Below are 26,642 nucleotides of genomic sequence, written 5' to 3' on the forward strand. Positions count from 1 at the left end.
CTCCTTTTATATTAAATAGATTTATTCATGAATTAATTATTTCTTTCTCCATCAGTTCTGCTAGCACTTCATAGACGGCAGATGAATCCAAATTCCCTTTTCCTTTGTTTCTGCCTAAAGTAAAAAGCTGATGAGTCATATCACTGACGAAAGTAGAAACTTGATGATCCTCCGCAAGATTTCGGTATAAGTGAATATCTTTAGTCATATTGGCTAACGAAAATTTCACATTTCCAAATGACTGATCCAGTATATTTACACCAAAAACATCCATAGCTCGAGTTTGTCCACTACCTTTTTGAAAAATCGAGGCAAGCTTTTCTTTCGGAACTCCTGCTTTTTCGCCTGTTAAAAATGCTTCACTCAGTAGGGAAATAACGCCGGCAACCACCATGTTGTGACAAAGCTTTACTGTTTGACCCGCACCACTCTCACCTAGATATTCAATATGTTTTCCTATTGATTGCAGGACGGGAAGAATTTCCTTAAATCTCTCTTCATTTCCCCCAATCATGATGGTAAGCGTTCCATTATTCGCACCATCTGGTCCACCACTTAAAGGACAGTCGTAAAATTCAACACCCCTGGTTTGAGCAACTTCATGTATATGTCTTGTGAGATTTACATCATTTGTGCTCATGTCGAGAATAAATTTGTCTTGGTTCATTCGGTAAAGAACTCCCCTATCCTCGTCTAGGACAAGCTGTTTAACTAACTCAGGGGATGTTAACGATAAAATAAGATAATCAACCTGACTCGCTAATTCTTCAGGATTTGAGGCTGCAATTGCTCCTTGATTTACTAAATTTCTCACTGCATCGTCATTAATGTCGTAGATAGTAACTTCGTAATTATTTTTCAATAGATTTTTGGCTATTCCACTTCCCATTAGTCCGCATCCAATGACTCCAACCGATTCCATGCAATGCCCCCCATCTATACCTTAATGTAAACCGTCTTATATTCGGTCCAGAATTCTAATGCTGTGGAGCCCTGTTCACGTGGTCCTAGACTCGAAGCTTTTTTTCCTCCAAATGGATATTGATTTTCAAAATAGTTCGAAGGAATATTCACATGTGTAACACCTGTTTCTATATGTTTAACAAAGTGCATGGCCTTCGCTAAATCCTTTGTATAGATGGTAGAAGATAAGCCAAATTCACTATCATTTGCTACATCCAGCGCTTCTTCATAGGAATCTACTTCAATAACGGCAATCACCGGTGCAAAAATTTCTTCCCGGAATATTCTCATTTCTGAATTAACATTACTAAAAACAGTCGGTGCCAAGAAATAACCTTTATCCCTGCCATTATCCACCAATCTTTTCCCACCACATTCGAGCACAGCACCATCTTGAATGGAAACCTGGATATGCTCTAAATACAAATTCAATTGATTTTCATCTATAATCGGCCCATTATCGGCATTTTCATCAAAGCCATCTCCAATGGTTAATGATTCCGCAGCCTCTACTAATCTAGTAATCACCTCTTTTGAAATAGCTCTTGGGACAATTAATCTACTTGTTCCGGTACAACGTTGTCCATTATCAAAAAAGCCGCTAATGACTATATTTTTAATTGTTTCATCCAAATCTGCATCCTCAAGTACGATGGATGCATTCTTTCCACCCATTTCCGCTTGTATTTTACCTCCACGATTTGTTACAGCCCTTCCCAATGCCAAGCCTACTTCTGTTGAACCGGTAAATGAAACAGCCTTAATCTTTGGCTGATTACCAATTGCCTGTCCTATTACCCCACCCGGTCCTGTTACCATATTTATGACACCTTTAGGTACACCTGCTTTTTCAAACAGCTCTATAATTTTTATACTGATTAGCGACGTATTACTAGCCGGTTTAAAAACTACTGTATTTCCTGCAACAATTGCTGGTGCTATCTTCCAGATACCTATACCAAGCGGAAAATTGTAAGGTGCGATGACACCAACAACACCTAAAGGTTCTCTCACTGTATAGCCAAAAATTTCCGGATCATTTGACGGAATGGTTTCACCCGTTAAACGTGTTGCTTCACCGCTAAATTGTTTCATCGCTTCGATTGTTTTCTGAACTTCACCCAAAGAATTTTTATATGTCTTTCCTACTTCTTTTGTAATGATCGCAGCGAGTTCTTCCTTTTGTTCTTCCAATAAGTTAATGAGTTTGAACAATACTTCACCGCGCTCGGGTACTGCCATTTTCGACCATGTTTTAAAAGCTTTCTCAGCAGCTTCTATCGCTACTTCTATATCTCTTTGGTCGGATTTTTGAAAATAACCTAGTATACTATCTTTATTGGCAGGATTAATGCTTGTATACAGCTCACCTGATATTGCTTGTACCCATTCACCATCAATGTAATTAAAATAAGTTTCGGTCATTCAAATATCACCTCACAACTTTTTAAATAATTTTAATATTCAAAATTATAAAAATAAATGTGGCAAGTCACAAAAATATAAATTACTCTTTGTGACTTGCCACATATAATTGAGTAGCGATAACGATATCCACCCACTCTTTTTCATTATTCAAATCAATCTGCAAAATTTCTTCAATTTTCTTTAGTCGGTAATACAGGGTATTCCCATGAATATGTAACTCGTTAGCAGTACCTTTATGGTTTTTATTATTATTTATGAAACATAGTAACGTTTCTACTAATACGAGGTCTGTTTTTAATAGCTTTCCAATCTTATCCTGAATGAAAATCTCTTTTCTTTGTGGTTCAATCTCATGAAAAAGCCTTTCCATACCGAGTTTAGCATACTCTACAATACGGGATGTCTTCGTCACTTTTGCATAATTAATGGACTGTATCGCTTCATTATAAGAAATGGAAAATTGCAGTATACTTGTTTTCCTTCCAATACCAATGAGAATTTCTTTGTCTTTCCCCGTAACAGCCTCTATCCCATTAATGAATTGCTGCAGCTGATATTCTTTCATATCCGGAAGAACGACAATCAGTTGAAAGGTATTCGTGACAATAAAGCTATTCACACAAATATTTTTAAGCATATTTTCAAATGAAAGTAAGAGCCACTGTTTATCTTTCAATTTATTTTGATCCCATAATGTTTTGACCGAACCCTCAATGATAATACATTGAAGATTGTTTACTTCATTCCACTGTAAATAATGCAGAATCCTCTTTAAATCATAGTTAGTTAGACCATTTAAAAGCTGATTAAAGATTTCATGTCGTAATTGAAATTCTTGTTCAAGCAATGCACTATCTTTCGTCAACTCAAGTGCGATGGCAGAACAGGCATGTTCAATAATTAATTGTTCAAATTCAGGGAAAGTTTCAAATGGTCGCGCCAGCTCTAAAACACCTAGAATTTCATGTCCACGCACAATCGGATAATAATTGCTATTCTGGCGATAACTATTGGTTTCGTGATGAACGACTTGAGAGCCGATTAAACTTTCCAATAATTGAAGAATACGACCAATCCCTTCTCCCTCTATGATGTATTGATAAAACTTTTTATGAATTGAAATCGTGTTGGATAACATTTTATTCTTTTGCAGCAAGTTATGATAAACCCGAGAGTGTTCAAGTGCAATGGCACTCTGATCGGCAATGATTTGAATGACCTCTAAATCTGCACGGGAAAAGACGCCATCCTGACTAAAGTTATCAACCATAAGGACTCCAAGACAGGTATCCTGATAGATAATCGGTACACAAAATGCGCTTTTTATCTTTTTCCGACGGACCCCCTCAAAATAACATTGATAGTTTCCTTCCGACATATTGCTCATATAAAGATCGATCTCTTGTTCCGATTTAAATAACTTGGCCTTTTTTTCTAAAAACACTTTCCCCGTAATCGATTCGCCCGGAGAAAGTACCATTTTCTTTAATGGCTCAATCTCTACCCCGATGGCCTCTGACAATTTAAGCTTTGCTGTTGATTCATCATACAAATAGATCATAAATGTATCTGTCACTGTAACCAACTCACTGGCAGCAGTGATTAAACTTTTTAGTACTTCTTCTAATTGTAAGGACTGCGTTAACATCTTATTAATTTCTAGCAATTTTTTTGCTTTAGAGAGTGTGAGAAAAGAGTAATCATTCTCCTGACTAATAATTATAGAAATCACCCCGATTACCTTCTGATAGTTGTCTACTAGGCCATTTTCGATAAAATATAGAGTTATTATTATTTTAACACAATAGAATGAATCTTCTAATAAGTGAGTGATTTTAATTGTAAGATTGTTGTGTAATTAATTGAACAACTTAAAAAGCTTACTTAAAAATTTGAATACGCCTAGAGCTACAGCGCTTCTTTTTCTTCTCCGATCTATACAATTACTCTTTCTATATCAAATTGTCCAAATAAAAAGAGAGCCATTACAGCTCTCTTTCAATCACAGTATATCAATAGATAACACCAACAATATCACCCTTGATAGAGGAAAAATATAAAAAGCACCCTAGACAACTTCTAAGTCCAGATCTACAAGTCTTTTAAATACATAATTCCTTCTATTGATGTATTCAGTTTTCATCTCCACAGCCTCTTCATGCTGAGTACCATGTTTTAAAGCTTCCATTGCTGCCAAAGATAAGTTACAACAACCGGTATTTCAAAAGCAAGATTTGCAATTTTTCTTATTCCCGACTCTTCGATTTCAACTTATGTTTGGTTGGGCAATTCATACTCATTACTCCTTTTAGCGTTCAGAAATCACCTAATGTCTACAACTTCGCAGTAACCCTACCATCTGAATCATTTAATCTAATCTAAAAATTTTACCTGGGTTTAAAATGTTATTCGGATCAAGCACTTCTTTAATCGATTTCATGACATCCAACGCTTTACCATGCTGGTCCTGTTGATACTTCATTTTCCCTAACCCTACCCCATGCTCTCCAGTACAAGTTCCCCCGACAGATAAAGCAAATTTCACGATTTGTTCGTTTACATAATCCACTTTTTCTACTTCATCTAGATTATTTGCGTCTAGAACGATACCAGCATGGAAGTTGCCGTCTCCTATATGGCCTATGATACTGCCATCAAGTCCACTTTCTTCAATACACTTACGGCTAAATTCAATGGCCTCTACTAAAGCCGATAACGGAACACAAACGTCCGTATTCAACACTTTCTTCCCGGGATTGGCATGTTTCAAAATATATAAGTGATTATGCCTTACTTCCCAAAGTTTCTTTCTTCCAATCGAATCTTTTTCGATATCAAATTGATAGCAGCCAAAGCCAGTAAATAATTCTTTTGTGACTTCCAGATCGCCATCAACATTACCCTTGGAACCGTGAAATTCCAAAAATAACGTCGTATCTTCTGTATAATTTGTTCCTGCACTTTTATTCATATCTTTAATGGTAATTGCTTCAACCAGTTCCATTCTAGCAATTGGAACCCCAACTTGAAGTAGAGAAGTTGCAGCTTGAACTGCATTTTGCAAGGATGAAAAAACCGCTCGTCCTGCAACAGTGACTTCCGGGATTCCATACAGCTGCAATGTGAGTTCAGTGAAAGCACCCAAAGTCCCTTCCGATCCTACGAAAAGCTCAGTCAATCGATAGCCGGATGAAGATTTTTTCGCTTTACTGCCCGTATGAATGACACTCCCATCAGCTAATACAACTTCAAGGTCACGAACATTATCCTTCATGGCACCATATCGAACAGTCGTTGTCCCGCTCGCATTTGTCGATGCCATCCCACCTAAAGTAGCATCTGCTCCTGGGTCAACAGGGAAAAACAATCCATGCTTTCCTAATTCAGCGTTTAACTGGAGCCTTGTTATACCAGGTTGTACTACTACCAATAAATCACTTGGATTGATATCTATGATTTTGTTCATTTCTTGAAAATTAATCGTAATACCACCACAGATTGGAATCGTTTGACCTTCCAATCCTGATCCAGCACCATAGGGCACAACGGGAATTTTATGTTCATTAGCAAAACGTAAAATTTCAACTACCTCTTCTTTCACTTGAGGGAACACGACCACATCCGGAAGACTAGATGGATGAAGGGATTCATCGTGGCTATGATTTAGCAGAACCGTCTCATTCGTGGTAATTCGATTCTCCGGTAAGATTTCTTTTAATCTTTCTACCACATTCATAGATTTTAAGCCACCTTTTACTTTATTCATTTAACTCCTCCACCTATTACTATGCGATTTTATATACAACTTTCAAACCGCTCGTATCCATACAAGATAATTAAATTTCAGTCGGTAACGTAACCTTCGCAATGCCAAGCCCTTTGGCACCTAATTCAGATGTTGTGGCCTCCGGATAGTAACGCTCGATCATCTGGATGCCGATTGCTGCTCGTCTTACACGTTCTTTCACCAGGTTGACGTTTAAATCTTCCAGATGCTGACCTGAAGGGTAGACATCCATATGATTACGAAGACCAAATTTAATATAAACCGGTGCAAGCACACGGATAATTTCTGGAATTTCATAGTAACGAAGGAATCCACCTAAGTTATCCGGTACTTCTACATAAAGATCGATTGGAATATCGATTGATTGGCGAATCGCAGCCAATTTTGAAAGTGTAAGTGCAGTCGGAACGTTATAAGTATCAGCACCTAAGTCTTGCATAATCTTAATCGAGACAGGGTTTGCAGCCCCCATTTGAACCGACGCTTTTACCACAAAATCTGCTGGAAGTTGACCAGCTTTTTTCATTTCTTTCGTCAGATAAAGAAGTCCCTCATCTGCGACAAGTGCTCCCCGAAGACCAAGTTTGGCCCCTCGTTTTAAATCTTCCATTGCATAGACAAGTTGGTCAGCCCCTTCGTGACGGTTTCCTATAAATTTCCCACCTGAAGTGAAGTTTTGAGCACTAATGTCCCAAGTTCCACGGGGACCAACAAATAAGCTTAACTCAATACCTCGTTCAGCAGACAACTCGCACATTTCACGGATTTCATCATCCGTTTGCAGCATGATGCCACTGCCTTGGGAAATTCTATGAACCTGGATGCCAAGGCGGTCGAGTTCGTCTAACGTCTCCTTTAATGCTACAGGTCCTTCTGTGCTTGGAAGTTCAATTCGGTACTGTGCACCATCTGGAAAACGTTTAGTAGAAGTTGGAAGGTCTTTTAAGTCAGTCGACGGAAATCCTAAGCTTTCAAGAAAATTACGCGTTTCTTTCATCTAAATCCCTACTTTCCCATCAAATTTGTATACATCTTTTGATTAATTTAGCCCTTAATAAAGATTGTCTTGATTTCTGTATAAAACTCTTGAGCTGCTTCACCCTGTTCACGCGAACCTGAACTCGAGCCTTTCATACCACCGAATGGTGCCTGAAGTTCCACACCAGCACTTTCTGCATTTACTCGAACTAATCCAGCCTCAATTTCGTCTGAGAACTTGAGGAATGAAGCAATATTAGAAGTAAAGATCGATGCGCTAAGACCGTATTTTGTATCATTTGCAGCTTGAATAGCCTCTTGAATATCTGCAACTTTGATGAGTGTGATGACCGGGCCGAAAATTTCCTCTTGGGCAATCCGCATATCCAACTTGACGTTTTCAAAAATCGCCGGAGTAATGTAGAATCCATTATCATACTCTTCGCCGTGAAGAACTTCTCCCCCTGTAATGAGCTGTGCTCCTTCTTCTTTTCCAATTTCGATATAGCTCTTAACTGTATTAAATTGACTTTCACTTGCACACGGACCCATCCAAATTCCATCATTCAATCCGTTACCGACTGTGATTTTTTCAGTTTCCTGAACAAGCTTTTCCTTGAATGTCTCATAGATATCGGCTTCAACTATAACCTTGCTTGTTGCTGTGCACTTTTGACCGGTAGAGCGGAATGCCCCACTGATGACAGCTTCCACTGATTTATCAAGATCTGCATCTTTTGCAACGATGACTGGGTTTTTCCCACCCATTTCAACTTGTGACTTGATGCCTCGTTCGGCAGCCGATTTTAAAACACCTTTACCTATTGTTTCAGAACCTGTAAATGTAATCGCATTCACTTGAGGATGAGCGATGATACCTTGCCCAATGATTGATCCAGAACCTGTGATAAAGTTCAAAACACCTTCGGGTAAACCGGCTTCACAAAAGCACTCGATAACCTTCGCAGCTGTAACTGCCGCTTCTGTTGCAGGCTTGAAGACAACTGTATTTCCGTAAACGAGAGCAGGTGCCAGTTTCCAAATCGGAATTGCCACCGGGAAGTTCCAAGGCGTAACGATGCCAACCACACCGACTGGTACACGTTTTGTAATCATGAGTGCTTCACTATCCGAAGAAGGGATCACATCTCCATTTTTTCTCATACCTTCGCCTGCGTAATAGCGAAGTATCGCTACTCCACGAGCTGTCTCCCCTTTTGCCTCAGGAAGTGTCTTACCCATTTCACGAGTCATTGTTTCTGCGATATCTTCAATTCTTGATTCAAGGATGTTTGCAACTTTGAAGAGGAGTTGACCACGTGCATGTTGTCCGATTTTTCGCCAATTTTCTTGTGCCTTGTGGGCTGCTTGAACCGCCTTTTCGATGTCTTCTAGTGTTGAACTTTGAACCCTTCCTACCACTTCGTTCTTATTCATCGGACTGATGCTGTCTAATAATTTTGTAGAGCTGGATTCCACCCACTCGTTATTAATATAGTTCTTGAATGTTGCAACTTTAGAAGTAATTGAAACCATTTTACATCCTCCTTTGTTTTTCTTTTTTTATTCGGCCTTTTCCCGAATATGCTTTCTGGATTTCCTGCTAATTTAGATAACCTGGATACCAAGTTCAGAATCTCGTCTTTGGCCACTTCAAATTTCACAATACAACTGTTTGCTGGCATCGAAAAACTACTCCGCCAATAATCTGATGTTCAAAGTTATCGGTGTTACAACATAGTGAAAAACCCATGGCCGCCTTCTTTGTTCGTACTTTCGATAGCTGGAACTCAATATTTTTACCTCGGTAATAACTGCTACTTAATTTAAGGTTCAATATATCGAACTAGGTTTAGCTAATTAAACCGTAAATTTAATGTATCAAGTATTGGTAACGATTTCAATACACTATTTAAAAAATTCAGAATACTATTCACATTGGGCGATATCTATAATTTTTGGGGATAGGAGGCCATTTTTCTCATGTCGATTAAAAGTGGCAGCTTTTTTTCGGATTAAAATAATGTTTAATTTAGGCTTATTTGGATTGCAATGCGTCCAATCACTTCCTGTAAAGCATTAGATTTTCAAGAATTACTTTAGTTTCGAGCCTTAAACAAACAAAGCCAAAACTAACGTAATTATTATTCCGATATACATTATTTAACAATAATTTTTAGAAAATTAAGAATTGTGTTGATTTAGATATTTATGTAATGCTATATTCTTCTTAAGTTCACTATATTGCCATCGGTTCAGTATATTGGACATATAAGGGGGATGTTGGATGAATAATATTTATAACTTTTATATGCCTACGAGGATAGTTTTCGGGCAAAATTCACTTGATGAGCTAAGTCGAATACTTAGTTTATATAGTGAAAGGAACTTTTTGATTGTTACAGATAAAGGGATTATTGCAGCGGGGTTACTTAAAAAGATTACTAACATTCTGGAATCGAAGGGATTTGGATATCAAGTCTTTTCCGAGGTGGAGCCTAATCCTAAATCTGCAACTATTAAAAAAGGGGTAGATTTTGCTACTGCCAACAAAATAGATTTCATCATTGCTGTTGGTGGAGGAAGCAGCATAGATACTGCAAAAGCGATCGCAGTAATGCTACGTAATCCTGGAGATATTTTGGATTACGAAGGAGTTGGAAAAATACCAAATCAACCTGTCGAAACCATTGCTATTCCGACAACTGCTGGTACAGGTAGCGAAGTAACAGCTTCTACAATTGTTACTGACGAAGCATCTTTATTTAAAGCAGCTGTAATAAGCGAGAAGATCTTCCCGACATATGCAATTGTGGATCCAATGCTTACTTTAGAATGTCCAAAATCGATTACAAGTTCAACAGGTATAGATGCTTTAACACATGCTATTGAATCTTATTTATCTAAGCAAAATAATGGTGTCGTATCGGAGATGGCATTAAATGCTATCAAACTAATAAATGACAACATCTTAAATGCATATATACGAGGTAACGATTTAGAAAGTCGCACGAATTTATTAGAGGCGTCTATGTTGGCTGGTCTATGCTTTTCCCAAACACGTTTAGGGAATGTACATGCAATTTCTCAATCTTTCGGTGGAATCTTTGATATACCACATGGATTTGCAAATGCAGTTTTATTGCCATACGTTCTAGAGTTTAACTTATTAGCTGCAGTAGATAAGTATTGCGATATTGCTAAAGCGATGAATGTATATGATGAACAATTATCAAAAAATGAAAACGCATACAAGGTGATTGAACGAATAGTCGAGTTAAATACACAATTGGAGATTCCTAGGACAACAAAAGAATTAGGTGTTCAGTTGGATTCGATTGATACGCTTATTAAAGATTCTTTACGTAGCGGAAATATCAAAGTAAATCCAAGAATAACAAATGCTGCGGATGTTAAAAAGATTATTGAAGATTCATATTATGGAAACTTGAAATTAATGGAGGTTAGCAAATGAGATTACTAAAATTCCTATTATTGACTTTAACAGTCATTATACTTGCCGCATGTGGTGATGACTCATCAAATGCTACTGTCACAACTAGTGCTGGTGGAGATGAGAAAGTTTATACATTAAAGGTAGCGCATTCATCTGCTGCCACTGATGATCGTTTAGAGAATTCACTTCAAGAATTTAAAAAATCGATAGAAGAAAGATCGGATGGTCGCATTATCATTGAGACTTATCCTAATAGTCAATTAGGTGCTGAAAGGGAAACTTTGGAAGGTGTACAAAATGGTTCAATTGAAATGGCTGTAATTTCGACTGGTCCTTTTTCAGGATTTTCGCAATCTATGATGCTATTAGATTTACCATATTTATTTAAAAATGGCGAAGAAGCATTTGGAGTGTTGGATGGTGAATTTGGTGATAAGTTATTTGAAAACTTGTTATCCGAGACGGGTATGCGTGGGCTTGCTTGGGGTGAAAATGGTGTCCGTCATATGGCGAATAATATCAAAAAAATCGAGACTCCAGCTGATGTAGATGGATTGAAGATTCGTACCCAGGAAAATCAAGCGCATATGGATATGATTAAAGCATTTGGTGGTGGCCCAACACCTATCGCTTTCAATGAGTTATACAGCAGTCTTCAACAAGGAGTAATTGATGGGTACGAAAATCCATTTTCTCTAATTGTTGGGATGAAGTTTTATGAAGTAACAAAATATCTTACATTAACAAGTCATGTATACGGAGTTTACGGGTTTGTTATTAATGATGATGTATATACTTCCCTGCCTGCAGATTTACAACAGATTTTGGAAGAAGAAGCTGATAAATGGGCTGTAATGGAACGTGAAATGAACCAAGAGCAAGAAGAAAAAGGAAGAAAAGTGATGGAAGAATACGGTGTTGAAATCACGGAACTTACAGATGAACAATACAATGCTTTCCGTGAACTGGCTATGCCTGTAGTAGAAAGCTATCGTGATGTCGTAGGTGCTGACATATATGATTTATTAATGGAGAAGTTAGAGGCAAATAAATAATTTTATAAACAATTAAAACCTACCAAGCCTTCTTGGTAGGTTTTAAGAAAGGTGTTGATAGAATGTTGAAAAAAATTGATAAAATAATGGACTTCTTAGAGGAGAATTTTGTATTTATCACGCTCTTATCAATGTTATTGATTGTATTTGCCAACTTTATATTCCGTTATTTATTTGGTTCACCAATTACTTGGGGAGAAGAGGCTTCAAGATATTTAATGATTTGGGCTACATTTATCGCAGCTAGTTTAGGGGTAAAAAAAGGTGCACATATTACATTAGATATTTTGGTTGTCTATTTACCTGAGAAAGCCAATCGTATTTTAAGAGCGATCAGTTATATTTTATCGATGATTTATTGTGTAGTTCTAATAGTAATTGGTATTCCGTTTATTAACAGTTTAATAGAAAAAGGACAATTATCTCCAGCTTTACACATGCCAATGCATATTGTGTATCTTGCTGTATTAGTTGGAACAATATTTATGTTTGTTAGGTATGTATTGCTGTTTATATCTGACATTATTAAGTCAGAACAAGTTGAAAAACCAGAGATTTTTGTAGATTAGGAGGGAGCATATGATAACGATATTAATTGTCGTACTACTAGTATTACTTATTTTAAATGTTCCTTTAGCTATCGGTGTAGCTTTTGCATCCATGGTTGCATTATTGAACTCCGATTTATCTGAATTTGTTGCGATTCAACGTATGATCACAGGATTAGATTCATTTCCATTAATGTCAATTCCACTATTCATGCTTGCTGGGAAGATTATGGAAAAGGGTGGAATCTCTAAAAGGCTAGTTGATTTTGCGGGAAGCATTGTAGGATCCGTTACAGGTGGATTTGCAATTATTGCTGTTATAGCCAGTATGTTCTTTGCTGCAATATCTGGTTCTGCGCCAGCGACAGTAGTTGCAATTGGTTCGATTATTGTTCCTGCAATGATTAAGGAAGGCTATGATAAAAAATTCGCATTAGCTTTAATTGCCTCCGCCGGAACTATTGGGATTATTATTCCGCCAAGTATTCCATTTATCACATATGGGATTTCAGCAAATACCAGTGTAGGGGATTTATTTGTCGCAGGGGTTTTACCTGGAATTTTAATGGGTTTAGCATTAATTATCTATGCATATATCATTTCGAAAAAACGTAATTATAAAGGTTTGGAAAAATCATCATGGGCTAATTTCTGGAAACATTTTAAAAAGTCAATTTTGGGATTATTAATGCCTATCATTATTTTAGGTGGTATCTATTCAGGGTATTTTACACCAACTGAATCGGGTGCCGTAGCATCAGTATATGGTTTAGTAGTAGCGTTATTTATTTATCGAACGATGAAATTTAAAGATTTAAAAACCACATTTGTAGAGGCTGGCGTTTTATCGGCAATGGTACTATTTATTATTGCTGCAGCAAACTTAATGAGTTGGGTTATTACAGTAGAACAAATTCCTACAAAACTTGCAGGAGTATTAATGGAAATTACAAGTAGTCCAGCAATGTTTATCGTGATTATCATGTTGATTTTCTTTGTAGTGGGTATGTTTGTGGAAATTAATGCAGCCATTATTTTAATCGTACCAATCTTATTGCCAATTTTAGGTATGTACGAAATCAATTTAGTGTATTTCGGTGTTCTTATGATTGTAAATCTAGCAATCGGTTTACTAACACCTCCACTAGGGGTTAATCTATTTGTAGCAAAATCATTAGATACTATCCGATTCGATGAACTTGTAAAGGCTGTAATCCCGTTTATTGGTATAATGATAGTGGTACTGGCTTTATTAGTTATTTTCCCTCAAATTTCATTAGTTCTATTAGGTGGTTAATATATTGAAAAATGAATATCAAGTTCCAGCTGCAGTTAAAATCGACAGAATACTCAAAATGGTTGTAGAACATAAAGGATCATTGCGATTGATAGATATTTCAAGGGAATTAGGGATTAGCAAGAGTTCGTGTTCTCTCCTTTTACGTACATTAGAACAATTAAATTGGTTAATAAAAGATAATCAGGATGAATACAAGTTAGGTCCATTTCTAGGTCATATTGGTCATCATTACTTTAAAGATTTAGAAATAATTGACCTTTTTAATGGTGAAGCGAAAAAGTCATTGGAAATTATTGATGAGCATATTCAATTGGGGATTTTACAAGAAAATCAAGTCATGTATTTAGCAAAAATCAAAGGGTCATCAACAATTGATTTAGTAACGCATCCGGGTTCAGTGTACCCTTCTCATAGTACATCAGTTGGTAAAATTCAATTAATAGATAAAAGCTATGAAGAGTTAGAAAAATTGTTTCCCAATGGACTAGAATCAGTAACCCCCCAAACGATTACAAATTTAGATGAACTGTTTAAGAATTTACAGAATGCAAAAACTCATGGCTATATCGAAGAACATCAAGAATCGGCAATAGGATTTCATTGTGTAGCCTGCCCTATTTATAATGCCGATGGAAAAATTATTGCCGGTGTGAGTACCGCAATGATAACGGAAAAATGGGACCTTAAGCATGACATTGCACGAGAGGAAATTATAAAACTAAGTCGAAGAATATCCTATCTAAACGGGTATGAGTTTAAAAAAATTGAGTGACAAAGTTTAAGGGAAAAGCTTGTAGTACCACTTCAAATGAATGTGATGGTTGTTTAGGAATTTCGAAATTAGAAATGCACTAAACTAAGTCTAATTGAAAACATAATAAGTGATATAGATAAACTGAGCATTCATATCAACCTCAGTTTATCTATATTTTTTTAAAATGGATTTTTGAGTATTTTTGGATTTATAAAGGCAATTAGAAAGGGCTAAGAATTATAGCTAGCTCCTTTTGAACATTACTTATTGACGTAATACTGTCCTTGGATTGTTGAGCTAATTCATTAGGTAGCTTTTGAATATTCTCTGTAGAAGATTCTAAATCCTTTTCCGTTTTGCTGACTGCTTTTTGATTTTCAGTAGATATTCGAACCGTTTCTTTCAACTCCGAATTCTTCTTCTCCAGCTGACGCAAGTGTACCTATTTTGAAGTTTTGTAGGAAATAATAGAATCCTGAGGGTGGAATCAGTTTTGAACATAAAAACTCGAATAAAGGACTGTTATATTGCATGAGTCCAGTATTCGAGTTTTATTTATAATGAGTATATATGTTTTAATATGCTATTTCGTTATTCCAATAACATCTTAATTCTTATCTAATGGAACAGGGGGTCGTCCATCTAAAGGAATCTTCCAGTACCACCATTTGAAGATTCTGGCTATCACAAGACAGCCAATAGAGATGGCAAAGAAAATTCCAACAAATGTCCAGTGTTGTCCGCTTAACAGCATAACAGGCCCTGCCGACCATGCAAATAATTCCAAAGGTGTATTAATAGGTCCAACTACCGCTGTATCTGTAAGTGTTTTTGACTTATTATTAGGATCAATAATTCTTAATAATGTAAGTCCGATAGCAAATACACCCGTTGAATAGCCATAAACAAATATGGAACGCTCAAACCAGCTCTCATAGTTCATAGCTGGTCCAATCACGATTAGCATTACCACAACTATCACTACACCCGACAGCATTAGTAAACCAAGTGGAAGGGCATATTCTACAACAACAGGTAATTTAATCGAAGCTACACCGAAAAATACAAGAAAATCGGTTGCTGCACTGCCTAAACGGTCAACTACCTTTTTATCAACATATTTATAAACACCTTTTTCTCCTCTACCTAGCAATATATACATAAGTAATGCTATTAAAAATGCTATCGTAAATGTTGGGAATTCAAGACCCCAAGTAGTAGCAATATAATTATTTAGAAGGTACCCTAAACCTGATGGAACAATTAATAAAGCTAAATGGAATGCCAATGGATCCAGTGCAATTGGTGAAACCGTATCATTGCCCATTGAAGTTCGATTTTGAGGTTGAACTAATCCTGTTTTTAAGTCCTCCGAAATTTGCGAGAAATCCTTTACATAATGAGTGTAGCCCTTCCGAGTTGCCCATTTTATAAAGATAAGTCCACCAAAAATACCTGCTAAAATCCCACCGGTAGCTGCTGTCATTCCTAGGTCAGTTGCAGTCTCCCAGCCTAATGATTCGAAAGTTGTGCCTACCGCTGCCGCAGTTCCGTGACCTCCATAGAATCCGGCTGCCAGCAGTAAACCAAATCCGTTATTAATCTCTGGGGCAAACTTTGAAATAATTAAAATGGAAAAGGCAATCGGAATAGACATTTGAAGACCTATAACAAGAATTTTATAAGTGGCATATGCGCCCATTCGATTAATATCCTTTTTCATATTGCCCGGTGAAAAGGAAAATCCGTTTATCCCAACTGCCGCAAATACAAAAATGGTAATGATCCCTGCATAAGAGCCGATATCTTCGGAAAAGGGTAGGATATTTAGAAAGCTAGGCCCTAATGCCAAACCTAAAAACCCTGCCAATAAGCTCGCTGGAACAAAGCTTCTTTGAATAAATTTAAATTTTGCGCGAAGCAGCATACCTATTAAAATCAGGATACTGGCACAAGCAAAATCTACTAGTATCGTATATAAAGTCATTAATCCACTCCTCCGATAGCATCAGTGCTTAAAAAGTTATTTGATCTCGTTGATGTCGCTGGAGGTGCCGGGTCTAAACTTTCATTTTTTATATTTAAAACGGCTTCTGGTCTTATCCAAGGTCTATTTTGAATAGCACTTGTTTCTTCATGTGTAAGGTAACCTTTATAAGCAGTTAGACTTCGTCTTAAAAAGCCGTCTTTGATACAAGCTGCTTTCACACCTAGATTAAGAATTGATTGAATATGTGGAAGTACAGATGCTGCATAAGCTACAGAGGTAGAATTAGCAATAGCTCCAGGAATATTGCTCACACAATAATGAACGACGCCATTTTCGATATATGTAGGATTTTCATGCGTTGTTTCACGGAAGGATTCAATCGCACCATCAGTATCATTACTAATATCCACAATAACTGATCCTTTTTCCATTAAATTGAGCATATCACGATCTATTAAATAATCTTTGCGTTCCTTTGGCCATTTTACACAGTTAATCACCATATCAATTTCCGGAAGCAATTCTTTAATGCCTTGTTTAGTTGATAACTGCGTATTCACTTTTTCATTATACGTTTTTCCAATATCTCTCAATACCCCGTAATTCACATCCATAACCGTACACCATGCTCCTAATGAATGTAAAACCTGCAGTGCCGATCTTCCTACTAATCCCCCACCAAGAATAAGTACCTTCATACCTGGGGCTCCAGCTAAACCGCTAACAAATTTCCCTTTCCCACCATTGATCGTCAGCATTGCTTGTAGACCCATTAATGCACCTTGTTTTCCTGCTGCTTCACAATTTACTGAACCGAATCGATGTGAATCCTCTGCTGTGAATGCAATACATTTGCTATCGAGTATAGCTTGTACTTGCTCTTCGTGTGCAGCTGGATGTATGCACGTATAGATAATTTGATTTTCCTTGATTAATTGATATTCATTTTCTTCAATTTCTTTAACTTTTGCTAGAAAGTCACATCTTTCATACATCTCTTCAATTGTTTCAACTATTTCGGCACCTTGCTCCTCATAAACTTCATTACAGAATCCTGCCCGAATTCCTGCATCTTTTTGGACAAGAACTGTATGGCCATCGCTTATAATCGTTCCAACTTCTGTTGGAGTAGCAATTACTCGATACTCGCCCACTTTAATGTCTTTCAATACACCAAATATCATTTTCTTCCCCCACTGTTTTAATATGTTCAATAGCATGATAAGTTAATAGCTATTTCTTGATAGTTTTGTTATATAAAACCAGGTTGATATAATAAAACTTAGAGAATAGTATAACAATTACAAAAAATCGTTTCAATATAATTTAAAATATTCACTCAATTCCGAACACGACATAGCGCAATCCAGCATTAATTTAAAGAATGCCTCTAGTTAAAGATAAGTTATTTCACAAAAATTTCAGCAACTAAAGTAATAGAATAAATTACGTGCAAAATTAAAAAATGATTGTTACTAAATAAGTGACAACCAAATTGTTTTTCTCTTCATAGTCCCCTCCTAAATTACCAATTCTCTATCTAAGTTAAAGTTTTTAAAAATTTTGGAATAAGTGCAGTCCTGGGTAACTGGATAACTAACTCTTATTCCATAGAAAAAACACCTCTACGTTGCTTTTAAGGGTCACTTCATACCCGTTTCTCAACGCAAGGTGTTTTTATTTATCTCAATTTATTGGGTCAGTAAGAGCAGTAGCTTTTACAAACCTACTGATAAATATTTTGTTTCTAAGTATGGCTCAATCCCTTCAGAGCCACCTTCACTGCCAACACCGGAGTCTTTCATGCCACCAAATGGAATATGTGCTCCTGATGGCGCGCCATCATTCCAGCCGATGATTCCGTAATACAAGTTTTCACTTAAATATAAACCATCTTTATAATTTTCTGTAAAGAAGTATGCAGCTAAGCCATATGGTGAATCATTGGCGATCGCAACAGCTTCTTCAAATGTCGAGAATGTTACAATAGGAATAACAGGGTCAAATGTTTCAATAAATGGGAATATAGGGATCGTATTAGCCATTTTTTACTAAGAAGGTAATTTACGTTAAATCCCAAATCTTATTTCAAGAATTGATAAAGTTGAATTTTAGAGCATTTCAAAGAAAAACTACTACACAAACAAAGGATTATTGACGGCTAAAGGGTACGTTTTCTATCATTCTTATGTAAGTTTTAAAGGTTTTTTCAAATAGTAGTAGCCTTCTTTTTGAGAGGGATTGTTGGTAGTATTCCTTTGAATTACTACTAATTTGCAGGCGTTATAAGTAAGCGTCACGAGGATAAAAATCAGTTAATACTTATAATGAATTAGCTTAAACTCTACCATTTAATTCCATAAAATAATGAACAATTTATCCTATATATGTTAAAATATTTATATAAATATAATAGGAGGCACGAACTCATAAAGAAGTTGGAACAGGATTTACTACAATAACTGATGGTAATTTCTACAACTTTTTGCGTCAACTGATAATGCCTTACATAATAGATTAGTAGAAAAAAGGATAAGCATCTTAATAGTAAAAATCAAAGGAGAAAAAATGGATACAAATAGAGACATTATAAAAGAAAAAGACGAAAAAATTGCACAGCTAGAAAGATTATTAGTAGAATTAACGGCATCACAACAGCAAAGTGCTGCAACTATTGCAGTGGATTATAACTCAAGATTTTTACCTACACCGAAAAGAGGATTTAAGTATTTCTTAAAAGCTAGTAGATTGAAGATTATTTTGGTCATCCTTGCTTTTTTAGTCATTGCTGCAGGAGCAATTTTGCTATTTTCGGGCAATCCATTCAAACAAGAGTCTGTCACGTTTGTTGAAGAAGTAAAAGAGCTCTCCACATTGGCAACAGCTGAAGCTCATATGAAAACAGTTCTGCAAGAAGAGGATAATGAAATATTTGGTAAAGACATCCCTTTTAATCTTGATCTACCAGGAACAAAACGAGAAATACTATTAATTGTACCTGCAACAGTTATTGCTGGTGTTGATTTGAAAGGGATTACTTCTAAGGACATGACTATTAATGAAGAAACAAAAGAAATAGATATTACCCTTCCTCATGCAGAGCTCATCCAGGAACCATCCGTACAAATGGATAAAATACAAACCTTTGTCGATGGCGGGCTTTTCCGTGATGATGTTAAATGGGATGAGGGATTTGACCTAGCCGATAAGGCACTAGAGCAAATTAGTCAAGAAGCCATCTCTGAAGGTTTATTAACTACTGCAGAGAAAAATGCAGAAAAAGTGTTAAAGGAGTTTTTTAAAAATATTGGTTATACGATATATGTCACGTTTAACTAATAAGAGGGCTTTCTTTGAGGAGCATGATATGCACAGGAAACTATTAATACTTTCAAAACAGCACCTTCCACACAAAATGGAAAGGTGCTAGTTGTGTATTTCAGAAAAAACCACACTTATTTATGGTACAGTTCACCTTAATGAGTCTAAATGAGGTTAATTACATGGAGTTATTTTCTGCGTTATTAAACTTTAAAAATTAATGATTAGCCCAGATTTCTATCATAAAACAGTACATTTTTTTACTTACTTCCGTCTGCAAGCTTTCCACCAATGAAAACTCCATCATAATTTCTAATTGAATTTCTTATTTTTGGAATAATACACGATCCACAATATCCTGCACTGTACGAATGCGCATTTCTAGAAATTCTCTTTCGTCCAATTCTCTATTATAAAATTTATATAAGGCATTTCGATGGGAATAGAAGAAATAACAAGATCCCAGAAGAGAAACCAAATAATCGACTGGTTCCTCAACACTTCTAATTTCTCCTTTTTCTACTCCCTCAAAGTATAAAGCCATAACCATTTGAAAATAGAGGTTTTGTTCATACAAATTGTCAAAAATACGATTGCCTGTATTAACAGCTTGATCCATAATTTTTACAAAAATCGGGTTATTATGAATAAACGTGGTGAAGTGCCTTATTAAAATTGACATTTTTTCCTTAACTGTCAAAGATGAGGGTATTTCTAATTTTGTTGGTGCTGATTTTTCAAACAAATAGTTAATCGTTGATACATAAAGTTCTTCTTTGTTTTTAAAATGATAATAGATTAGAGCCTTATTTACGCCTGCTTCGATTGCAATCCGATCCACTCTGGCTCCTTCATAACCCTTATCGGCAAATTCAACTAATGCCGTCTCTAAAATCTTTTCTTTACCAGGAATTAACTCTGTCATTTGTTCTCCATTCCTTTTGATTAAACATTATTCACATGCTTCCTTGAATTTCTCAAACTAATCTCCTCACTAACTGCCCAAGCACTCTCATATGCTGGGAATCCTAAGCCACCTCGGCCAGCTGTAGAGTCTCCTGCAAAATAGAGTGATTCCACTGTCTTACTTTTAAAAGGGAGGAATTCATTACCAGTATGTCTTGCAATCCCATTCACCATAGCCCTATTTATTATTCTTGTTCCTACAGTTAGCTCTCTCCATCCAGTATAGACAGTATCGAGAATTCTCTCTATTGATTGTTTGGACTGCTCCGCATGATGATCATCTTGTTGCTCCTGTTTGGTCAAAAACTTTAAACAGGAGAGCAGTTGCCCGTTATTTGTAACCGATGAAGGAACATTTAAGCTGTAATCATTAATATATACGTTTTCGTCAAGATCCAATATGTTCGTTATGTCTTTTCTTAAAGATTTAGATAGCATTAAATCATAAACGTATACAAACTGGGGTGATTGGTTTAGATAAGGGCTAAGTTCATCTATAAGCGGATCATAGGTAATAATATTTGCGATAGACTGAGGTGGCAAGTTCAATACAACTGTATCTGCATATAATTTTTGATTCTTTGTTTCAACACCGACCACATTACCGTCCTGAATAATAAGTCCTTCGACCTTACACCCCACCTGAATTGTTCCACCGTGTGTCATAATATGTGTTTTTAGTTTATCCAATAAATCATCATATGCCGCATAAGCAAGTGGCTCCATGTTTGAATATTCACAGTTTGCAAGTTCAACAAAAGAGTTCATAGAATAACAATCCAATGCCCCATCATAAACAGATAGAGCTACATATGCCTTAATTACTTTTGCTACAGAAACATTTTTTATATTTTCATTTATCCAATCTTGTACTGTTAGATTAACATCGAAAGTAGGCTTAGCCTTCACCATTTGTATAAATTTTTTAAGAAACATAAAATGATTAGTCAGACCATGAATGGCTTTTGAAGTCAGAATTCCTGATCCTAAAGGTGTAGGCAGTAATTCGCTATCTGTAAAGATCTTAAATTTAGTAAGACTTGCTTTACTATATTTTAAATCAATGTTTAGTTCTTTGAAGATACTTTTTACGGGATGTGCTTTAGGTGCCAAGATTGCATGAGCTCCATAACCTAATGTAAAGCCTCCCTTTTTTATTACGTGCGATCTTCCACCTAATATCGGTGATCGCTCGACAACTGTCACTTGATGTCCCCTTCCTGCCAATAAACCGGCAGTAAATAACCCCCCTAAACCCGCTCCTATAACAATAACCTTATTCATTTGAATCACCCCTTGGTATAATTTCCCTAATTCAATTTTAGACTAACTAGTTAGTATAGTCAATGGATAGTATTCAGTTTATTGAAACAATTCTGATTGCCATTAAAGTCTTTTTTTATGTTGCTGAAAGGGAGTGATACAGAGCTATTTCAAAATGGACAGATTAATGGGTGAAATAAGGAATACCAAATAATATCACTATAAGAATTAAAATATTGCGCTACAGAAAAGAGAGATAGTTCTCTACAACTTTTGTAAGCACCTTCTTTTTTAAATTCTCACTAATAATAATAATAATAATAATAATAAGGAAATTAATTTGCCGATTCTCCTCACGGTGACAAAATAAGCAATAAGGGTTATTCAAATAAAGATAGAAGTTATCACGCTTCACCTGTTCATGGGATTAAGCATTGGTAATATACGGTTTTATCATCCGAAAAGTATACGATTCTATCAAGAAAAGGAAAAAATCGTTTTGAGGCAATAGAAACCGTTTGGGAGTCATAAGGCATTATACTTGGTCTAGCAAATCATTGGTTCCCTATTATATAGCTTTACTTAAGTTCCACACATCTTAATTGGAGCAAACTTGGATTTTTTGGATTTTAATCCAAAACTAAAAACAAGCCAAAACTCGGTATTTTGGCTTGTAGTTTTATATTTTTCCAAATTACCTCATTTACTTATGATACGGTTCACCATGCTTAATATTAAACGGTTTATAATAAAGTACAATTCAATCTAATCGTGATAGGTATGCTTTGAAGTTATCGCCAGCTTTTCCTCCACTTCACACCGTACGTGCGACTTTCACCGCATACAGCGTTCCAATTAATTCAATTTATTCGTTTTTTATGTTAGGAAAAGATTTAATATGGAATTAGATTGCTTCGTTCAGACATTGCTCATGCAATTTCATTTACAAAGTTTAGTTGCTTCTTATCTAATTGAAGTACTTTCATCAGTACTTTTATTTTATCTTGATTTTTGAGGTGGATTAGGAAATAGCTAATGAGCTTTCATTCGATTTTCAAAATAAACCGTCTCACCAATGTAAGCTTCTTCTTTATTACCATTTAACACGTAAATGACTGGGTAGTTTAAGTATTGTTTTTTGTTATTAATTTGATTGATGATTTCATCTTAAACTGCCATGTGAGAATATCAATTGGAATTTGTTGTTTTTGTTTCTTCCGCCAATCTTTTTTGAGAAGTTCTAGGTAGGCTTCAAATTTTTCAGAATCCCCATAGTTTTGTAGATTTGCAAGGTAGTTGGCACCACCGACTTCACCTGGTTCTACCATGGTTAAAATCGTAATATAGTCGACAGGTTGATTGTTCCTTGCTAGGTTTTGCATGGCTAGATAAATAGAGCGGTGAATTTGAGATTGAAACATGTCCGTTCTGAGGACTTCATCGACAATCAAGTAATTTTCTTTCAGCATGGTTCCTAGCAAACTCTTTTCTAGTAAATCTATGCTTAAATCTGGAGACATTACGTGAGCTCCCCTTCCACTTAGTACAAGCACTAACTTGTTGTATTTGTACTAATCTTCTTCCCCTGCATCAAAGTCTAGAACGATTGGTTGAACGGATGTATTCGATTTTAGCGTTTGTGTATCGGTCGATTCGTTGAGGTAGTTTTCAAAGTTCGTTGGGCTAAATAGTGTACTAGGTCTCAAAAATGGCTTCATATCGGGTCTTGGAAGCCATTGGAGCACCTTTGTATCAATGACTTTCTTAAAGTCCTCCAGTTTGTATCCATCTGCTAATCGTCCATTGATGAGGCGTTTGGTAGCTTTGTTATTTACTCGAAAGGTTTTTGTTTGTTTTTTGGTTTAAATATTGAATGATTTCAGCAACAACACGCACATTGTGTTCTTTTACTTCTTCTTTTTTTAATTCTTTTAAATCTGATGCGGCCAACTCGTCTGTAACCTCCCCCCAAATTTGTTCGGTAGGTGGCATACATTTGCACGAGTGGGTCAGGTTGGATTTCCAAGACAGCATAAAAAACATCGTAGTCTATACGATACCATTTGGTCTTATTGACCTTCATCTCGTTGTACTGTTGGGTCGACACAATAATCCCATCTTCTTCTAGCCCCAAAAAGATTCGACTAATCGTCTTCTCAGACCAAAATGGAAACTGCCGTTGCCATTTTGTATAAGTATGGTGGTACCAAGTAAAACCTCCATATTTCAAGGGAGACTGCTGCAATTTATAATGCAGTTGTTGCAGAACAACGGCTTCATTCAACCTAAGCTTTGTTGCTATGGTTGGTAATACCTGTAGAGGGGATTCATTTATTAGGAGTTTCATATTGTAAACAGCTCCTTCGTTAAAAAGTATAAAAACTTCTCTCTTGTAATCATATCTTCAGCTTTCTGGAGTACCTGGATTGCCTGCTTTACTTCTTCGGACTGCGTAAGAACAAAATAGATAAATTGACAATACGAATGCCACGCCTTTATGCAATTCATTAGTGAGGCATGTTCATAGAGACCATGCTCGGTCCATAGATATATTGCCTTTTGCTTTGTTAACTCTTCATCAAGGTGGTCGTTTATAAATTCTTCAAAGTCCTGGAATTGATTATCAAGTAAATAATAATGTTCGCCTTCTTTAAATCGATTGATGTTTTGGAAAAAAGCGATTGTTAGCTCGTGAGGAGCTCGACAATACAGTTTTGCTAATTCCTTTGTTTCCAGAACTGCTTCTCCATTGAATTCAATAATGTTCATTTTTGTCACATCTCCTTTTAGTAAGTGGTGCATATTTGCTTTCACTTAATAAATATCGTTTTTTAGTGGAAAAAGACATGGTGGTGAGAAAAAGTTGAGGGTATGGGGAATAAGAGCTTCTCGGTTGGAAAATTAGAGATTTGCTTGGTTTTAAAGTATAAAAAAACCAGGACAAGTGTGCCCTGGTTGGTTATGGCATTATAAAAAATGTACCTTTCGGACATTAATTTGTGTATGAAAAAACTACTTGCCAACGTCATCCAATAACAACTGTTTCCCAAAATACGAGTAACGGTTGTAAATTCATTTTAAAATAATCGATTGTGTATTTGTATCATTTTGAATTTAATACTGAAGATAACAGCTTTTGTGTATAAGGTTGTTCAGGATGTTCAAATATTTCATTGGTGTCTCCAACCTCTACTATCTCCCCTTTAAACATTACAGCAACTCTTTGACACATATATCTAATGACCGACATATTGTGGGATATAAACAAATAGGTTAAATTTCTCTCCTTCTGTAACTCTTTCAGTAAATTTAACACCTGGGCTTGTACGGAGACATCCAGTGCAGAGGTTGGTTCATCCAGTACAATAAATGAAGGATCAGTAATCAAAGCCCGTGCTATGGCAATTCTCTGTCTTTGCCCACCACTAAATTCATGTGGATAACGATCCAAATGTTCTTCCTTCAACCCAACTCGTTTTATTAATTGCAGTAGTCGCTCCCTATTTCCCTTTTCTCTTCTTTCTACTTTCGAAAGGGCGAGTAACGGCTCCAAAATAATATCTTTCACACTCATTCTAGGATCAAGGGAGCTTTGAGGATCTTGGAAAACAGTTTGAATTTCGCCAGCCTCCACACGGTTATATTTCTTTTTATTCCAAAGGGGATGTCCCTTATAAGTGATGCTCCCATTAGAAGGCGTCTCTAACCCAATAATCATTTTGCCTAAAGTACTTTTTCCTGAGCCGGACTCGCCGACGATTCCTAAAATTTCTCCTTCAATAATAGTTAGATTCGTTGATTTTACCGCTATCATACAGTCTTTTCCTGTACTATAAATTTTCTCAAGCTGTGAAATTTCTATCATACAATCACCTTCTCTAACCAGCAGGATGCTTGATGACTTGACCTACCATCCTTTAATTCGGGATGTTCTTCTTTACAAATATCCATTACAAAATGGCATCTTTCAGAAAATGCACATCCTTTAGGTCGTTTAAGTAAATTAGGCGGCTCACCTTCAATCGCCTGTAATGGTTCATGTGGTTCAACCGAATCAGGTAGAGCATTTAAAAGAGACTTGGTGTAAGGATGAATGGGATGACTTAACACATCCTTTGTATTTCCACTTTCCACAACTTCCCCTGCATACATTACAAGTATCCGATCACAAACATTTGCAACAACACCTAAATCATGTGTAATAAGTAAAACCGAAGTGCCTCTTTTTTCATTTAATTCTTTGATCAAATTAATAATCTCATATTGAATTGTTACATCAAGCGCAGTTGTAGGTTCATCAGCAATTAGTAGACTAGGTGGAGCTGCCATGGCAAGTGCAATAACAATTCGTTGCCTCATTCCACCACTCAGTTCAAAAGGATACTTCTTTGCAACTAGCTCTGGATTATCGATATAAACTTCCCTTAATGCATGTAATACAGCTTCTTTTGTTTCTTTCGATGATAAATTACGATGTTGCTTAATTACATTAAACAGTTGTTTTCCAATTCTCATCGTCGGCTGTAAGGCAGTCATTGGTTCCTGAAATACCATCCCAATCTCTTTTCCTCTTAATGCTTGAATGTTCTTTTTACTTAATTCAAGTAAATTATCACCATTATAAAGAATCCTACCCTTTGAAATAATGGCATTTTCTTCTAGAAGCCCTAAAATCGATAAAGCAGTAATTGATTTACCAGAACCCGATTCACCAACAATCCCTAATATCTCACCACGATTTAGAGAGAGATTCATATTTTTCAAAGCCTCTGTTTTGCCGCGCATTCCTTCAAAATCAACATGTAAATTTTTAATTTCCAGCATCATGACTC

23 protein-coding genes and 2 pseudogenes are annotated in these 26,642 nt (G+C 36.2%); 6 read left to right on the forward strand and 19 right to left on the reverse strand.

The window, feature by feature from the left end; translation table 11 throughout:
- Positions 1-25 precede the first annotated feature (25 nt).
- The 6 genes from ACFQU5_RS19610 to gucD form a co-directional block, all read right to left on the reverse strand.
- Complete coding sequence (locus ACFQU5_RS19610) at positions 26-922, reverse strand: NAD(P)-dependent oxidoreductase (RefSeq protein WP_390291827.1); 897 nt, start codon at positions 920-922, stop codon at positions 26-28.
- Positions 923-936: 14 nt separating this feature from the next.
- Positions 937-2,388, reverse strand: a complete 1,452-nt coding sequence (locus ACFQU5_RS19615) for an aldehyde dehydrogenase family protein (protein ID WP_390291829.1) — start codon at positions 2,386-2,388, stop codon at positions 937-939.
- 82 nt (positions 2,389-2,470) lie between these two features.
- Positions 2,471-4,123, reverse strand: a complete 1,653-nt coding sequence (locus ACFQU5_RS19620) for a helix-turn-helix domain-containing protein (protein ID WP_390291831.1) — start codon at positions 4,121-4,123, stop codon at positions 2,471-2,473.
- 636 nt (positions 4,124-4,759) lie between these two features.
- The gene (locus tag ACFQU5_RS19625) at positions 4,760-6,157 is read right to left on the reverse strand and encodes an FAD-binding oxidoreductase (protein ID WP_390291833.1); all 1,398 of its coding nucleotides are present in this window, start codon (positions 6,155-6,157) and stop codon (positions 4,760-4,762) included.
- A 70-nt stretch (positions 6,158-6,227) separates the two neighbouring features.
- Entirely contained in the window at positions 6,228-7,175 is a 948-nt protein-coding gene (locus ACFQU5_RS19630; protein WP_390291835.1) for a U32 family peptidase, read from the reverse strand.
- Positions 7,176-7,222: 47 nt separating this feature from the next.
- Positions 7,223-8,692: an alpha-ketoglutaric semialdehyde dehydrogenase GucD gene (gene gucD / locus ACFQU5_RS19635; RefSeq protein WP_390291837.1), complete on the reverse strand. Its 1,470-nt coding sequence runs from the start codon at positions 8,690-8,692 to the stop codon at positions 7,223-7,225.
- Between the two features lie 751 nt (positions 8,693-9,443).
- Between gucD and ACFQU5_RS19640 the strand changes: the two genes are divergently transcribed.
- The 5 genes from ACFQU5_RS19640 (at position 9,444) to ACFQU5_RS19660 (ending at position 14,288) form a co-directional block, all read left to right on the forward strand.
- A complete protein-coding gene (locus ACFQU5_RS19640) occupies positions 9,444-10,631 on the forward strand; it encodes an iron-containing alcohol dehydrogenase (RefSeq protein ID WP_390291839.1) in 1,188 nt (395 codons plus the stop codon).
- Positions 10,628-11,668 (forward strand): DctP family TRAP transporter solute-binding subunit, encoded by a 1,041-nt coding sequence (locus ACFQU5_RS19645; protein ID WP_390291841.1) that lies wholly within the window; start codon positions 10,628-10,630, stop codon positions 11,666-11,668. The genes ACFQU5_RS19640 and ACFQU5_RS19645 overlap by 4 nt, the downstream gene beginning before the upstream one ends.
- 62 nt (positions 11,669-11,730) lie before the next feature.
- The gene (locus ACFQU5_RS19650; protein ID WP_390291843.1) at positions 11,731-12,237 is read left to right on the forward strand and encodes a TRAP transporter small permease; all 507 of its coding nucleotides are present in this window, start codon (positions 11,731-11,733) and stop codon (positions 12,235-12,237) included.
- Between the two features lie 10 nt (positions 12,238-12,247).
- On the forward strand, positions 12,248-13,513 hold the full coding sequence (locus tag ACFQU5_RS19655; protein WP_390291845.1) for a TRAP transporter large permease: 1,266 nt from the start codon (positions 12,248-12,250) through the stop codon (positions 13,511-13,513).
- Positions 13,514-13,517: 4 nt separating this feature from the next.
- Positions 13,518-14,288 carry an IclR family transcriptional regulator gene (locus ACFQU5_RS19660; RefSeq protein WP_390291847.1) on the forward strand — a complete coding sequence of 257 codons (771 nt, stop codon included), beginning with the start codon at positions 13,518-13,520 and terminating at the stop codon, positions 14,286-14,288.
- A 202-nt stretch (positions 14,289-14,490) separates the two neighbouring features.
- On the opposite strand, the gene ACFQU5_RS19665 is transcribed toward ACFQU5_RS19660, so the two are convergent.
- From ACFQU5_RS19665 to ACFQU5_RS19680, 4 genes and pseudogenes are all read right to left on the reverse strand, one after another.
- Positions 14,491-14,676 carry a hypothetical protein gene (locus ACFQU5_RS19665; protein WP_390291849.1) on the reverse strand — a complete coding sequence of 62 codons (186 nt, stop codon included), beginning with the start codon at positions 14,674-14,676 and terminating at the stop codon, positions 14,491-14,493.
- 201 nt (positions 14,677-14,877) lie between these two features.
- Positions 14,878-16,257: a sodium/glutamate symporter gene (locus ACFQU5_RS19670; RefSeq protein WP_390291851.1), complete on the reverse strand. Its 1,380-nt coding sequence runs from the start codon at positions 16,255-16,257 to the stop codon at positions 14,878-14,880.
- Positions 16,257-17,444, reverse strand: coding sequence for an alanine dehydrogenase (locus ACFQU5_RS19675; protein WP_390291853.1), 1,188 nt, complete (start codon positions 17,442-17,444; stop codon positions 16,257-16,259). Before ACFQU5_RS19675 ends, ACFQU5_RS19670 begins: the two co-directional genes overlap by 1 nt.
- A gap of 534 nt (positions 17,445-17,978) precedes the next feature.
- Positions 17,979-18,272: pseudogene (locus tag ACFQU5_RS19680) on the reverse strand (aldehyde dehydrogenase family protein); the annotation flags it as partial.
- A 556-nt stretch (positions 18,273-18,828) separates the two neighbouring features.
- Between ACFQU5_RS19680 and ACFQU5_RS19685 the strand changes: the two are divergent.
- Positions 18,829-19,599, forward strand: coding sequence for a DUF4230 domain-containing protein (locus tag ACFQU5_RS19685; protein WP_390291855.1), 771 nt, complete (start codon positions 18,829-18,831; stop codon positions 19,597-19,599).
- Between the two features lie 307 nt (positions 19,600-19,906).
- On the opposite strand, the gene ACFQU5_RS19690 is transcribed toward ACFQU5_RS19685, so the two are convergent.
- The 9 genes and pseudogenes from ACFQU5_RS19690 to ACFQU5_RS19730 form a co-directional block, all read right to left on the reverse strand.
- On the reverse strand, positions 19,907-20,506 hold the full coding sequence (locus tag ACFQU5_RS19690; protein WP_390291857.1) for a TetR/AcrR family transcriptional regulator: 600 nt from the start codon (positions 20,504-20,506) through the stop codon (positions 19,907-19,909).
- Positions 20,507-20,526: 20 nt separating this feature from the next.
- The gene (locus ACFQU5_RS19695) at positions 20,527-21,831 is read right to left on the reverse strand and encodes a phytoene desaturase family protein (RefSeq protein WP_390291859.1); all 1,305 of its coding nucleotides are present in this window, start codon (positions 21,829-21,831) and stop codon (positions 20,527-20,529) included.
- 1,103 nt (positions 21,832-22,934) lie between these two features.
- Positions 22,935-23,330, reverse strand: a complete 396-nt coding sequence (locus ACFQU5_RS19700; RefSeq protein WP_390291861.1) for a DnaB-like helicase N-terminal domain-containing protein — start codon at positions 23,328-23,330, stop codon at positions 22,935-22,937.
- Between the two features lie 51 nt (positions 23,331-23,381).
- Positions 23,382-23,516 carry a hypothetical protein gene (locus ACFQU5_RS19705; RefSeq protein WP_390291863.1) on the reverse strand — a complete coding sequence of 45 codons (135 nt, stop codon included), beginning with the start codon at positions 23,514-23,516 and terminating at the stop codon, positions 23,382-23,384.
- Positions 23,517-23,522: 6 nt separating this feature from the next.
- Positions 23,523-23,618: pseudogene (locus tag ACFQU5_RS19710) on the reverse strand (conserved phage C-terminal domain-containing protein); the annotation flags it as partial.
- A gap of 19 nt (positions 23,619-23,637) precedes the next feature.
- Positions 23,638-23,760: a hypothetical protein gene (locus tag ACFQU5_RS19715; RefSeq protein WP_390291864.1), complete on the reverse strand. Its 123-nt coding sequence runs from the start codon at positions 23,758-23,760 to the stop codon at positions 23,638-23,640.
- 393 nt (positions 23,761-24,153) lie between these two features.
- Positions 24,154-24,579: an ORF6N domain-containing protein gene (locus ACFQU5_RS19720; RefSeq protein WP_390291866.1), complete on the reverse strand. Its 426-nt coding sequence runs from the start codon at positions 24,577-24,579 to the stop codon at positions 24,154-24,156.
- Between the two features lie 334 nt (positions 24,580-24,913).
- Positions 24,914-25,675, reverse strand: a complete 762-nt coding sequence (locus ACFQU5_RS19725) for an ABC transporter ATP-binding protein (RefSeq protein WP_390291868.1) — start codon at positions 25,673-25,675, stop codon at positions 24,914-24,916.
- On the reverse strand, positions 25,672-26,637 hold the full coding sequence (locus ACFQU5_RS19730) for an ABC transporter ATP-binding protein (protein WP_390291870.1): 966 nt from the start codon (positions 26,635-26,637) through the stop codon (positions 25,672-25,674). Before ACFQU5_RS19730 ends, ACFQU5_RS19725 begins: the two co-directional genes overlap by 4 nt.
- Between the last annotated feature and the right edge of the window lie 5 nt (positions 26,638-26,642).

The organism is Ureibacillus sp. GCM10028918 (assembly GCF_042666115.1).
Taxonomy (GTDB): domain Bacteria; phylum Bacillota; class Bacilli; order Bacillales_A; family Planococcaceae; genus Ureibacillus.